Origin of the sequence: Brachybacterium sp. Z12, assembly GCF_014400405.1 — a bacterium.
In the GTDB taxonomy this organism is placed as follows: domain Bacteria; phylum Actinomycetota; class Actinomycetes; order Actinomycetales; family Dermabacteraceae; genus Brachybacterium.
The window spans coordinates 251,778-264,202 of sequence record NZ_CP060496.1; the positions used below are offsets into that span (position 1 = coordinate 251,778).

At 73.0% G+C, this 12,425-nt stretch carries 7 protein-coding genes and 3 pseudogenes; 4 read left to right on the forward strand and 6 right to left on the reverse strand.

The features are described from left to right. Positions 1 to 92: 92 nt before the first annotated feature. The 3 genes and pseudogenes from H3H54_RS01365 to H3H54_RS01375 all read left to right on the forward strand — a co-directional run bounded on the left by H3H54_RS01365 (position 93) and on the right by H3H54_RS01375 (position 5,880). Positions 93 to 2,537, forward strand: coding sequence for an ABC transporter transmembrane domain-containing protein (locus tag H3H54_RS01365; RefSeq protein WP_316249108.1), 2,445 nt, complete (start codon positions 93 to 95; stop codon positions 2,535 to 2,537). 142 nt (positions 2,538 to 2,679) lie between these two features. Continuing rightward, a pseudogene (locus H3H54_RS01370) lies at positions 2,680 to 4,197 on the forward strand (phosphotransferase); the annotation flags it as partial. Positions 4,198 to 4,555: 358 nt separating this feature from the next. Beyond that, positions 4,556 to 5,880: pseudogene (locus tag H3H54_RS01375) on the forward strand (UDP-glucose dehydrogenase family protein). Between the two features lie 19 nt (positions 5,881 to 5,899). Here the strand turns inward: H3H54_RS01375 and H3H54_RS01380 are convergent. The 6 genes and pseudogenes from H3H54_RS01380 to H3H54_RS01400 all read right to left on the reverse strand — a co-directional run bounded on the left by H3H54_RS01380 (position 5,900) and on the right by H3H54_RS01400 (position 11,531). Further along, positions 5,900 to 6,898, reverse strand: coding sequence for a YhgE/Pip family protein (locus H3H54_RS01380; protein WP_262425207.1), 999 nt, complete (start codon positions 6,896 to 6,898; stop codon positions 5,900 to 5,902). Between the two features lie 18 nt (positions 6,899 to 6,916). Beyond that, positions 6,917 to 7,066: pseudogene (locus H3H54_RS18565) on the reverse strand (hypothetical protein); the annotation flags it as partial. Further along, the gene (locus H3H54_RS01385; protein ID WP_262426367.1) at positions 7,012 to 9,036 is read right to left on the reverse strand and encodes a YhgE/Pip domain-containing protein; all 2,025 of its coding nucleotides are present in this window, start codon (positions 9,034 to 9,036) and stop codon (positions 7,012 to 7,014) included. The pseudogene H3H54_RS18565 and the gene H3H54_RS01385, both read right to left, overlap by 55 nt. 89 nt (positions 9,037 to 9,125) lie before the next feature. Next, positions 9,126 to 10,046 (reverse strand): tRNA glutamyl-Q(34) synthetase GluQRS, encoded by a 921-nt coding sequence (gene gluQRS, locus H3H54_RS01390; RefSeq protein ID WP_262425208.1) that lies wholly within the window; start codon positions 10,044 to 10,046, stop codon positions 9,126 to 9,128. A gap of 10 nt (positions 10,047 to 10,056) precedes the next feature. Next, on the reverse strand, positions 10,057 to 10,704 hold the full coding sequence (locus tag H3H54_RS01395) for a GNAT family N-acetyltransferase (RefSeq protein ID WP_262425209.1): 648 nt from the start codon (positions 10,702 to 10,704) through the stop codon (positions 10,057 to 10,059). A gap of 32 nt (positions 10,705 to 10,736) precedes the next feature. Further along, positions 10,737 to 11,531, reverse strand: a complete 795-nt coding sequence (locus tag H3H54_RS01400) for a hypothetical protein (RefSeq protein ID WP_262425210.1) — start codon at positions 11,529 to 11,531, stop codon at positions 10,737 to 10,739. A gap of 192 nt (positions 11,532 to 11,723) precedes the next feature. On the opposite strand from H3H54_RS01400, the gene H3H54_RS01405 reads away from it, so the two are divergent. Further along, positions 11,724 to 12,260 carry a peptidylprolyl isomerase gene (locus H3H54_RS01405; RefSeq protein ID WP_262425211.1) on the forward strand — a complete coding sequence of 179 codons (537 nt, stop codon included), beginning with the start codon at positions 11,724 to 11,726 and terminating at the stop codon, positions 12,258 to 12,260. The last annotated feature ends 165 nt before the right edge of the window (positions 12,261 to 12,425 follow it).

Below are 12,425 nucleotides of genomic sequence, written 5' to 3' on the forward strand. Positions count from 1 at the left end.
GGCCGCGGTGCGCGAGCACGACTGGCGCATCCGCTGCCGGGAGCTGCTGCAGCGCCTGGAGTCCGCGGCCCCGGCCGGGGGGCGAGGGTGTGATGGCCATCGGCACCTCCCGCACCGGCTCCGCCCCGCGGCAGCCCGTGGCCCGCAGCGAGCGACCGTCGCCGCTGCGCCGGCTCTGGGGCAGCTCCGCCGTGCCGAAGAAGGAGCGCCTGGACCCGTCGGCCCTGCGCCGCACCCTCCAGGTCGCCCGCCCGCACCTGCCGCGCCACCTGCTGCTGTGCCTGCTGGGGATGGTGGGGCTGCTGCTCGACGTCGCCTTCCGGGTGCTCGAGCCGTGGCCGCTGAAGTACGCGGTCGACGCCGTCACCTCGGCGCTCGGCGCGGATCTCCCCTCCGACGCCTCGCCCTTCGGGCTGAACATCGAGCAGACCGTGATCGCCGCCGCGCTCGGCCTCGCGGTCATCATCGCCGGGCGCGCCGGCTCGAACTACCTGGCCACCATCTCGTTCGCGAAGGTCGGCGCGCGCATCGCCACTGAGCTGCGCACCCGCGTCTTCGACCACGTCCAGGCGCTGTCGCTGCGCTACCACTCCCGCGCCTCGATCGGCGACACCTCCCAGCGGCTGGTGGGGGACGTGGGCCGCCTCCAGGATGTCGCCGTCACCGCCGGGCTGCCGCTGATCGGCAACGTCATCACCCTCGCCGTGCTGCTGGTGGTGATGCTGATCCTCGACCCGCTGCTCTCCGGCATCGTGATCGCCACGGGCCTGCTCTACCTGCTGCTCTCGCGCCGCTCCTCCCCGAAGATCGTGCGGGCCTCCCGCAGCACCCGCAAGGGCGAGGGCTCCCTCGTCGGCGCCGCTGCCGAGGCGCTCGGCGCGATCCGCGTGGTCCAGTCCTACGGGCTCGAGCAGACCGTCGCCCACGAGTTCGCCGGCGGCAACGAAAGGGCCATGAAGGCCGGGGTGAAGGCCAAGAAGCTGGCCGCCGGCCTCGAACGCGCCACCGACGTGCTGGTCGGCATCGCCCAGGGCGCCGTGCTCGTCGTGGGCAGCCTGCAGGTGCTGCGGGGCGAGATGAGCCCCGGCGACATGGTGCTGTTCCTGACCTACCTGAAGATCGCCATGAAGCCGCTGCGCGACATGGCCAAGTACACCGGCCGCATCGCCCGCGCCTCCGCCTCCGGGGAGCGCATCGCCGACCTCCTCGACGAGGAGATCGAGATCCAGGGCCCGGAACGCCCCGTCCCGATGCGCCACGTGCGCGGCACCATCGACTTCGCGGACATCACCTCACCCGACGGCCACGGCCGCCCCCTCTTCGACGGACTCACCCTGCGGATCCCCGCCGGCCAGCACATCGGGATCCTCGGCCCCTCCGGCGGTGGCAAGTCCACCCTGGTCTCCTACCTGCTGCGCCTGAACGAGCCGCAGCAGGGCCGGATCCGCATCGGCGGCTACGACACCCGCTCGGTGAGCCTCGCCGACCTGCGCCGCCACGTCGCGATCCTCCCGCAGGAGTCGGTGCTGTTCACCGAATCGGTGCGAGAGAACATCCGCTTCGGCCGGCGCGACGCCTCGCACGCCGAGATCGAGGAGGCCGCCCGCCGCGCCGGCGCCCACGACTTCATCGTCGGCCTGCCGCAGGGGTACGACACCGTGCTCGGCAACCGCGGGGACACCCTCTCCGGCGGGCAGCGCCAGCGCATCGCGATCGCACGCGCCATGATCCGCCGCGCCCCCGTGGTGGTGCTCGACGAGGCGACGACCGGCCTCGACCCGGCCTCGAAGGCGCAGGTCAACGAGTCCCTGCGGGAGCTCGCCCGCTCCCGCACCACCATCTCGATCACCCACGACGCCACCACCGTCGCGGGCCTGGACCGGGTGCTGTGGCTCGAGGACGGCCGGATCCTCGAAGACGGCACCCCCGCCGAGCTCACCGCCGACCCCGACTCCCACTACTCGCGCTGGATCGTCGAGCAGCACGCCGCGGAGCAGACCCCCGACGCCCCCAGCCGAACGGACAGGAGATCCGGTGATGACCATGACCGCCACCCCGTTGCAGCTCCTCAGCGACCACGCCCGCCTGCCCGGCGCCGCGGCGCTGCTGGACCCCGAGCAGCTCTCCGCCCTGCTGAGCCGCGAGATCGCCCTGGACCGGGTGCGCATCAAGCCCACCGCCTCGGTGCTCGTCTCCTATCGCGCCACCGTCCCCGCCGGGACGCGCGGCCAGGACCTCGCAGGCGCCGGCTGGGTGCAGCTGGTCGCCTCCCGCGACAAGCGCGACAACATCCTGGACCGGGCCGAGCGCAGCGGGACGGAGATCCTCGAGCACACCACCGCGGCCGACGGCCCGTACCTGCTCAGCGGCGGCCTCGACAGCGACCCGCGGCTGGGCCGCGAGATCCACCGCCTGCTGCGTCGGTGCGGCGACGAGACCGCCCTACGGGTGCTGAGCTACAACCCCGGCCGCCACGCCGTGCTGCTCCTGCCCGACTCCGGCGAGGTGCTGCGCATCGCGGCCAGGCCGCTGGATGACCTGCTGCAGGTCGGCGAGTGCTGGCGGGAGCTGGGCCTGCCCACCGTCGCCCAGCGTCGCTGGCGTGGTCGCCCCTCCGTGCTGATCGGTGAGCAGTGGGGCCAGGGAGATCTTGCGGGGATGTCCTGCCATCCTCTCTCGATGCCGGCCGCCGCCCGGCTCGGCGAGATCATCGCCCGCCTGCACGCCGCCGACGTCTCCGGCCGCGGCCTGTCCGCAGCCCGCATCGGCGACCCGGTCCCCGCCACCACCGAGGCCGTCGCCGATCTGCTGCCCCACCGCGCACAGCAGATCGCACAGCTCACGCAGCGACTGCGCGAGACCCTCACGACCGACGGGCCCCAGGCCCTGATCCACGGCGACCTCTCCCCGGACCAGGTCCTGGTCTCGGTCGACGAGACCGCCGTCCCCGGCGAAGGGCACCTGCCCCTGCGCGTGGTGGACCTGGACCGCTCCGGCCTCGGGCCGCGCAGCGCCGACCTCGGCTCCTGGATCGCCTCCTGCCTGCTCGCCGGCGTCGAGGAACAGGCCACCGCCTTCCTCCGCGGGTACACCCGCCGCCTCGCCCTGCCGCCGAGCACCGAGCTCGCAGCCTGGACCGCCCGCGCCCTGCTCTCCTCCGCCCTGGACCCGCTGCGCCGTCACCGCGAGGACTGGATGGAGCGGGTCGAGCGGCGCCTCGCGCTCGCCGAGATCGTCCTCGAACGGCCCGGCCGCCTGCCGCTGCCCGCCCCGGCCCCCGCCGCCTCGAGCACAGGGGAGCAGGAGACCCTGGTTCCCGCCACCGTCACCCATGACGGACGCGTGCTCACCGTGCACCGCGCCTGGGCCGACGACGGCCGCGGCCTGCCCCTCGAGCTCGAGGACAGCGCCCCCACCCGCTCCGGAGCCCGCCTGCGCGCAGCCCGCCTCGACCCCGCCACCGGCCAGGTCACCGTGCTCGCGGACGGCACCGATCCGCGCCTGCCCGCACTGGCCCGCGTGCTCGAGGAGCATCCGGGCGGCACCGTCGTCTCGCACCGGCCCGGCAAACGCGCCGTGGTCCGCCTCGAGAACGGCGGAGCCGGCGGGGCCGGAGAGGGCAGCGAGGGCGAACCCGCCGGGACCCGCTACGTGAAGATCGTCCGCCCCGGCCGCGCCGCACGGCTGCTGGACGCCATCAGCCGCTCGACCGCCTTCGAGGGCCCCTTCCGCACAGCCCGGGTGCTCGACGCCGACGAGGACACCGTCACCTTCGCCGAGCTGCCCGGACACCTCCTGCACGACGGGCTCCCCACCGCTGACGGCACCTGGTGCCGCGCCTGGCGCGAGACCCTCGACGCCTGGACCACCGCCGTCGAGACCTCCCGTGACCACGTGGGGGCCGCTACCCTCCACGGACCCGCCGCCGAGGCCGAGGTGCTCGAGGCCTGGGGTGAACGTGCCGACGCCGTCGACCCCTCCGGGGCCGTCCTGCGCGGCCGCGCCCTGGCGCTGGCCCGCCGGGAGCTGCTGCGCCTGGGAGACGTCGAGCGGCCCGCCCTGATCCACCGCGACCTGCACGACAAGCAGATCCTCTGGCGGGAGGGCGACCGTCCCGCCCTCCTGGATGTCGACACCGCGACCGCCGGCGATCCCGCCCTCGACGCCGCGAATCTCCGCGCGCACGCCACCTGGCGCGAGCTGCAGGGGATCTGGACCGAGGAGCAGGCCGCCGTGGTCCGCGAGGAGATCGACCGGGCCGCCGCCCGCAGCGGCATCCCACCCGAGACCCTCGCCGCCTACGAGAGCGGCACCATCGCCCGGCTCGCCTGCGTCTACGCCTTCCGACCACGGTGGCGCGGCGCTGCCCGCATCCTCGCCGCCTCCCTCGACCCGGCCGGCCCCGGCCCGGCATCCCCGGCCCCCTCCGCGCACCCGCGGCAGAGGACACCCCACTGGGCGGCACCGCCACCCACCTCGAAAGGAGCATGTCGTGAAGACCACCAAGATCTCCGTCATCGGAGTCGGATACCTCGGTGCGGTGCACGCCGCCGCCATGGCCGACCTCGGCCACGACGTGGTCGGCCTCGACATCGACGCCGAGCGCATCGCCACCCTCCAGGCCGGGCGCGCCCCCTTCCACGAGCCCGGCTTCGAGGACATCCTCGCCCGTGGCCTGGATGCCGATCTGCTCCGCTTCACCACCGACTACGCCGACATCGCCGACGCCGACGTGCACTTCCTGGGCCTCGGCACCCCGCAGCAGGCCGACGGCTTCGGCGCCGACCTGTCCTACCTCGAGGCCGCGGTCGACGCGCTCGCCGAGGTGCTGCCCGCCCGCGGCGGTGCGCCGACGCTGGTGGTCGGCAAGTCCACCGTCCCCGCCGGCACCGCGCGCATGCTCGCCGGCCGTCTCGAGCAGGTCGAGGGCGTGACGCTGATGTGGAACCCGGAGTTCCTGCGGGAGGGTTTCGCCGTGAAGGACACCCTGGATCCCGATCGGCTCGTCTACGGGGTGCACGACACCGAGGACCCTGTCGCCGCGCAGGCCGTCGCGATGCTCGACGCCGTCTACGCCCGGATCCTCGAACGCGAAGCGCCCCGCCTGGTGATGGGTTACGAGGCAGCTGAGCTGGTCAAGGCCTCGGCCAACGCCTTCCTCGCCACCAAGATCTCCTTCATCAACGCTGTGGCGGAGATGTGCGAGGTCACCGGGGCGGATGTCACCGATGTGGCCCGCGCGATCGGCATGGATGACCGCATCGGCGCGAAGTTCCTGCGCGCCGGGGTCGGTTTCGGCGGAGGCTGCCTGCCCAAAGACATCCGCGCCTTCCTCGCCAGCGCCGAAGAGAACGGCGTGGGAGAGGCCCTCGGCTTCCTCCGCGAGGTCGATGCCGTCAACGAGCGGCGCCGCGCCCGGGTGGTCGCCCTCGCCGGTGAGATGCTCGGCGACCTCGCTGGACGCCGGGTCACCGTGCTCGGCGCAGCCTTCAAGCCCCTCAGCGACGACACCCGGGACTCGCCGGCGCTCGATGTCGCCTGCCGCCTGCGTGCTGCCGGGGCCCTGGTCACGGTCACCAGGACCCCGAGGCGCTGCGGAACGCCGAGCGCCGCCTCGGCGGACTGGTGGAGCTCGAGCCGGACACCTCCTCGGCACTGCGCGGAGCGGAGCTGACCGTGCTGCTGACCGAATGGGACGAGTACCGCGACCTCGACCCCGCACGGACTGCCGGCCTGGTCGCGGCAGCGCGGATGATCGATGGCCGCAACGTGCTCGACCCGCGGCAGTGGCGCGACGCCGGCTGGGAGATCAGCTCCCTGGGCCGGGCCGCCGCCCTCCCGGCGACCCGCCTCCCCGAGCGAGAGCCCGCCCTGGCCTGAGCGGGGAGGCGAGGGCCGCTCAGGCGGGGAGCGGCTCCGCGTCCTGCGGTGTCGGGGCCGAGGCCCGGCGCCCCTCCTTCAGCGCGCCGGCGAGGCCCAGGGCGATGCCCAGGAGCAGCCACCCGCCGAGCCACAGCAGATCCCCGGCAGGGTCGATCCAGCCTCCGCCGATCGCTCCGCGGAAGGCGTCCACGGCGTGGGTCATCGGCAGGTACGGGTGGATCACCTGGAAGAACTGCGGCAGCGTCGAGACCGGGTAGGTGCCCCCGGCACCGGAGATCTGCATCGCGATCAGCACCAGCGCCACGAACTTCCCGACCGGCCCGAACAGAGCGCCGAAGCCGTGGTTCAGCGCCACGAACACCACCGAGGTCAGCGCCGCCAGGCCCATCATCAGTGGCAGGTCATCCATCGAGACGCCCACCAGCCAGTGCAGGGCGCCCACGGCGATCGCGGTCTGCACCAGGCCCAGCAGCTGTGCGGGCACCAGGCCGCCGGCCAGCAGTCGTACCGGGCCCACGCCGCGAGCGGCGGCCTGGGAGGAGAACGGAGGCATCATCAGGAAGATGGCCATGCCGCCCACCCAGAGACTGATCGCGAGGAACAGCGGCGCCAGGCCCTCGCCGAAGCGGGTGAGCTCGTGGGCGCGCTCGAAACTCATCTGCACAGGCTCTGCGGCTGTCTCCGAGAGCGCGTCGCTCTCGTCGTCGGTATAGGCGGGGATGTCGCCCTGGGACTCGGCGAGTCCGTCGCGCAGCTCCTCCGAGCCGTCCGCGAGCTCGCCCGCCCCGTCATCGAGGGCGACCGCACCGTCGGCCAGCTCGTTCGCGCCGTCGTCGACCTGCGTCGCGCCGTCATGGAGCTGCGTGGCCCCGTCCTCGAGGCGTCCGGCCCCGTCGGCGAGCTGCTGGGCCCCGTCGCCGGCCTCGGCGCTTCCCTCGGCCAGCTGCTGGGCGCCGTCGGCGAGCTGTCCGGTGCCGCCTGCCAGCCGCTCGGCGCCGGTGCGGGCGGTCCCCACTCCGTCCGTGTAGCGGGTGACGCCGCTGGACAGGGTCTGGGCACCCTCACTCGCGGTGCCGCTCGCCTCGGCGAGCCGGTCGGCGCCCGAGGAGACCTGGCGGGCGCCGGTGTTCAGGCGGTGCGCGTCCTGCGCGCCCTGCTCGAGAGCGGAATAGGCCTGGGGCAGGGCCTCGGCTGCGGTGCGGGCCTGCTCCGCGAGGTCTGCGGCGAGGTCGGAGGCGCTCGTCCCCTGCTCGGGGAGGGGGCGGCCGTGACGGCGTCGTCGCGCAGGGTGCTGAGGTCCTGCTCGAGGGTGGAGGTGTCCGCGGCGAGGGTCCGGGTGGTCTCGGAGAGGGAGGAGGTGCCCTGGGCGAGGGCCCCGGTGGTCTCGGAGAGCCCCTCGGTGTAGGTGACCATCGATTCCGCGGAGTCGGTCATGTCCGAGGCGGTGCCGGCGATGTCGGTCGACTGCTCGGCCGCGGTGCCCGTGGCCTCCTGGGCCGTGGTCGTGTCGGCGGAGGCCTGCTCGGCGTCGTCGCGCACCTGCTGGGAGGAGTCCGCCGTGCTCGCGAGATCCTGACAGAACGACGCCTCGGCGCCGGAGTCCTCGCAGCGTGCGGCGAGAACGTCGACCTCCTCGGTGTAGTCCCGCACGCTCTGCTCGCTGGTGGCGGCGCTCTCGGAGGCGGTGGTAGTGGCCTCGTGCGCGCCTTGCACGTCCTCGTCCAGTGCGGTGGCGTCCTCACCGATGGTGGAGGCGGCGTCGCGCAGGGTGCGGGCGTCCTCGGTGCGGTCGGTCGTGGTCTGGTCGAGGTCCTGTGCGGTCTCATCCAGGCTGGTCACGGTCTCGTCGAGGGTCGTGGCCGTCTCGGAGACGGTGCCGGCGGCGGTGACCGGGTCGGCGAGTCGTCCCGGCAGGTCCGTGGCGATGCCCTCGAGAGCGTCGATCGCGGTGACGAGGTCCTCGCTGGTGCGCTGCACGCTCTCGGAGGTCACGCCGAGCTCGTCGGCCCGCTGCTGCGCGGCGGTGACGGTCTCGTCGAGCTGGCGGGTGCCCTCGGCGACCTGCCCGGCGCCGTCGGCGAGGGTGCCCGCCCCGGTCGCGAGCTCCGAGGTGCCGGTGGCGAGCTGCTGGGCCCCGCTGCGCAGCGGCTGCCCGTTCTCGTCGAGGGTCACCAGGCCCGTGCGGAGCTCGCGGGCGCCGGCGTCGAGGGTCGCGGTCCCGTCGCGCAGGGTGACCGCGCCGGTGCTCAGCTGATCCAAGCCCACCACCAGGTCGAGGCTCCCGGAGTGCAGGGCGTGCGCGCCGTCGGCCAGCTCCGCGCCGCCGTCCACCAGCTGTGCTGTGCCGTCAGCCAGCTCGGTGCTGCCGTCGACCAGGTCTCCGGTGCCGTCGTGCAGGGTGGTGGCACCGTCGGTGAGCTCGCCGGCGCCGTCGACGGCATCGCCCAGGCCGTCGTGGATGGTCGTGAAGCCCACGTAGATCTGGCCCAGGTACTGCTCGAGCACGCTCGAGCGCAGCGAATCGGTCAGCGCTGTCCCCACGGACTTCGTGAAGTTCCCGCCCACGTAGTTCACCGAGTCGTTGGTGGTCACCGTGAGCAGAGCCGGGGCCGCGTGTTCGGCATCCCCGCCGAGGGAAGCTATGTTGGCGGAGAAGTCCGAGGGGATCTCGACGGTCGCGCCGTAGGTGCCGTCCTCCAGGCCACGATGAGCCTCACCGGGAGAGACCTCCACGAAGCGGTACACGGTCTCCTTGTCGAGGTCCAGGAGCGTGTCGGTGAACTCCGCGCCGACGTCCAGCTGGCTCTCCTCGCCGTCCGGGGAGGTGGCCGTGGCGCCCTCGTCCTCGTTCACCACGGCGGCGGTGACCTGGTCGAGCTTGTTGCTCGGGTCGAGGAACGACCAGGTCATGTTGCCGGAGTAGATCAGTGGGACCAGGGCGAGGCCGGTCACGAACAGTGCCGCGATCGGCTTCTTCCACTCGCCGGGCAGCAGGGCGAGGGCTCCGCGGCCGACGGCGGAGAGCCCGCGACCGGTCGCTCCGAGGGCGCGGGCGAGCGCACCGGCCAGGACGCCGACGGCCGAGGACACAGCGCGGCGGACAGTTGTGAGGACGGTGGACAGAGCGGAGAGGAGTGCACGGAGGAGTCGCATCACGCCGCACACGATACATTCGTGTATCGAGAAGCGTTACTGTTCGGAAATAAGTGTGGTGCGGCAAACGCCGGCAGACACCGGCAGGGTCAGCTCGGCAGCTCGACCACCCACGGATGCCGCGGCGATGCGGCCGGGTCCCATCGCTCGAGCACATCGGCCGCAGCACGGCAGCCGCGCAGCCCCAGCGAGTCCCCGATCCGGCCCACGACCTCGCGGACGCTCTCCCCGCGTTCCAGACGATCCCGCAGCGTCACCGCGCCGTCGCGCTTCGCGAGCCGGGCCCCGACGGAATTCACCGCGAGCGGGACGTGCGCGTAGCTCGGCTCCGGCAGGCCCAGCAGCTGGGCGAGGTGCGCTTGTCGTGGAGCCGAGCTGAGCAGATCATCGGCCCGCACCACCTGGTCCACCCCGGCCGCGGCATCGTCGACCACTACGGCCAGGTTGTAGGCGACCACGCCGTCGCCGCGTCGAAGCACCAGATCATCGACCGTCCCCGTCACCTCTCCCGCCCACAGATCGTGGACCTGCCATGACTCCACCTCGGTGCGCAGTCGGAGAGCCGGTGCGCGCCGCAGCTCCCGCATCCGCTGCCGTCCCTGCTCGCGCGCGGCGGGGGTGAGGTCGCGGCAGGTCCCGGGATAGGCGCCGGGCGGGGCGTGCGGGGCGCTGGGAGCCTCGAGGATCTCCCGGCGGGTGCAGTAGCACTCGAAGACCTGTCCCTGCGTCTCGAGGCGGGCGATGGCCTCGTCGTACGCCGCTCCCCGCTCGGACTGGCGGACCACGTCCCCGTCCCAGTCCAGGCCCAGTGCGGCCAGATCCTCGAGCTGTCGCTGCTCGGAGCCCTCCTTGACCCGGTCCAGGTCCTCGACGCGCAGATGGAAGGCGCGGCCGGTGCGGCGGGCGAGTGCCCAGGCGAGGATCGCGGTGCGCAGGTTCCCCAGGTGCAGGTCGCCGCTGGGGGAGGGGGCGTAGCGGCCCGCGCCGGGCGGGGTCGGGACGGCAGACATGCCCGCCAGTCTAGGAAGCGGGACGCACGAGCAGCACATCGCCCACCCGCCCGCCGGGCACGGGACGCGCAGCTGCCGCGGGGCGGAAGCCGAGACGGGCCGCGAGGGTGCGCGAGGCGAGGTTGCGGGAGGCGGTCACCGCGATCACTTCGCGACCGCCCGGTCCGCAGTGCGGATCGGTGAGCACGGCGCGCATCGCCTCGCTGGCCACGCCTCGCCCGGTCACCCCGGGATCCAGCCGCCAGTAGGCGCTCAGCAGCTCGGAGTCGTCGGCTCGCAGAGCGGTGATACCCACGACGCCGAGCAGGCCCGCCGGCAGTTCCTCGGCGCCGCCATCGGCACCCTGTGGGCCGCCGCGCGGCGACTCGCACCGGGCGTCGGGCTCCGCCGCAGCCCGTGCCCGCACCGTGAAGTACCCCAGCCCGTCCCGCTCCCACGTGCTGGACCACTGCGCGAGCACCTGCCGCATCTGGGCGAGCTGCGTGAGCGGGGCGGTGGTGTCCTCGGCGAAGGCGCGGGGATCGGAGTGCAGCGTGAACAGCTCCTCGAGATCCTCCGCGCGCACCGGTGCCAGGTGCAGGCGGGTGGTGACGATCCCGGAGATGACGACAGCGCGGCGGTCACCGTCCGGGGACGGGACCGCCGCGCTGTGGTTCACGGACTGCTCCGTGAGGCGCCGGGGGCGCTGACTCAGGAGTCGCCGCGGTGGTTGCCACGCTTCTCGTCGTCGGCCGAGGAGGCGTCCGGATCGGAATCGACCTTGACCTCCTTGGGCTCCACGTCGGAGGAGCGGTCCTCACCCTTCAGGGCCGAGGCGACGTCACCGGCATCGGCCGAGCCGACGGTGTCGGAGACGGTCGAGGAGTCGGACTCGTTCGCCGCAGAGGCGGGGTAGTGCGCACGGGCGAAATCGGCGGGCGGTGCCCACGGATCCTCGACCGGGCGGGTCTTCTGCCAGACCACGTAGCCGGCAGCGGCACCCGCGGCGGCGAGGCCGAGGATGAGCAGCACCTTGCCGGCGCGACCCTTCTTCGGCTGCGGGGTGGGCTCGAGGACGGCGGAGCGGATGTCGCCCTGCCCCTTGTCGAGCTCCTTGCGGGCGGCGTCGACGGCCGCCTTCAGGACGGTGCCGGTGGTCTCGGCGGTCTTGCGGGCACGCGGGATGTAGTCATCCTGCACGTCGTGGCGGAGCTTGTCCGCGCGGGGGCCGAGGTTCTGCGAGAGCTTCTCGCCCTGGTCTCGGAGCTTGTCGGACTGGTCGCGCAGCTTCTGCTGGGCCTCCGGGGCGTAGTGGTCGTAGAAGTCGGTCGCCCGGGTGCGTGCCTCGCGCGCACCCTCGGAGACGACAGGGCCCACCGAGGCTGCGAGCTTCTGCAGCTCCTCGACGGCCTTCTCCGCCTTCTGCGCGGTCGATCCTGCCGCGTCGGTGACCTTCTCCGCCTGCTTCGCGGCCTTCTTGGCCTTCCGCTTGGTGGTCAGCGCCATGGGGTTCCCCTTTCGTCGAATCCGTCGGGTCGGGCCGACGGTGGTCCCTGGGCCAGGACAGCCGGTGGCTGCACGGGCCCGTGTGGCTCAACTCTAACGCGAGCGAGCATGCACCCTCACAGGGGATGCGAAGAACCAGGAGGCCTGCCAGCCCGTCCGATCGGTCAGGCGCGCGTATGGGAGGATGACGCCATGTTCGCAACTCTTCACACCACTCACGGGGACATCCGCATGGAGCTGTTCCCCAACCACGCTCCCAAGACCGTCGAGAACTTCGTGGGCCTCGCCGAGGGCTCCAAGGAGTTCTCCGACCCGGAGACCGGCGAGAAGGTCACCCGTCCCTTCTACGACGGCGTCATCTTCCACCGCATCATCTCAGGCTTCATGCTCCAGGGCGGCGACCCGCTGGGCACCGGCACCGGCGGCCCCGGCTACAACTTCGACGACGAGATCTCCGAGAAGAACTTCAACGAGCCCTACGTGCTGGCCATGGCCAACGCCGGCAAGCGCCGCAACGCGCTGACCGGCCAGCCCTCCGGCACCAACGGTTCGCAGTTCTTCATCACCGTCGGCCCCACCCCGCACCTGCAGGGCAAGCACACCGTGTTCGGTCAGGTCGCCGACGAGGACTCCAAGAAGGTCGTCGACGCGATCGAGGCCGTCAAGACCGATATGCGCGACCGTCCCCTCGAGGATGTCGTCATCAACTCGGTCACCATCGAGAAGTGATCCCGCCCGGGCCGGTTCCGCGCTGAGCGGACCGCCCGATGCGCTGAGCAGCCCGCCCCGGACACCGGTGGCGGGCTGCTTGCTGTCCGCACCGGGGTGCGGTGGGCCGGGGTGCATGGGCGCACGGGCGCGGGCCGGGCGGTGTTCTCCGCAGGCCTATGGCGA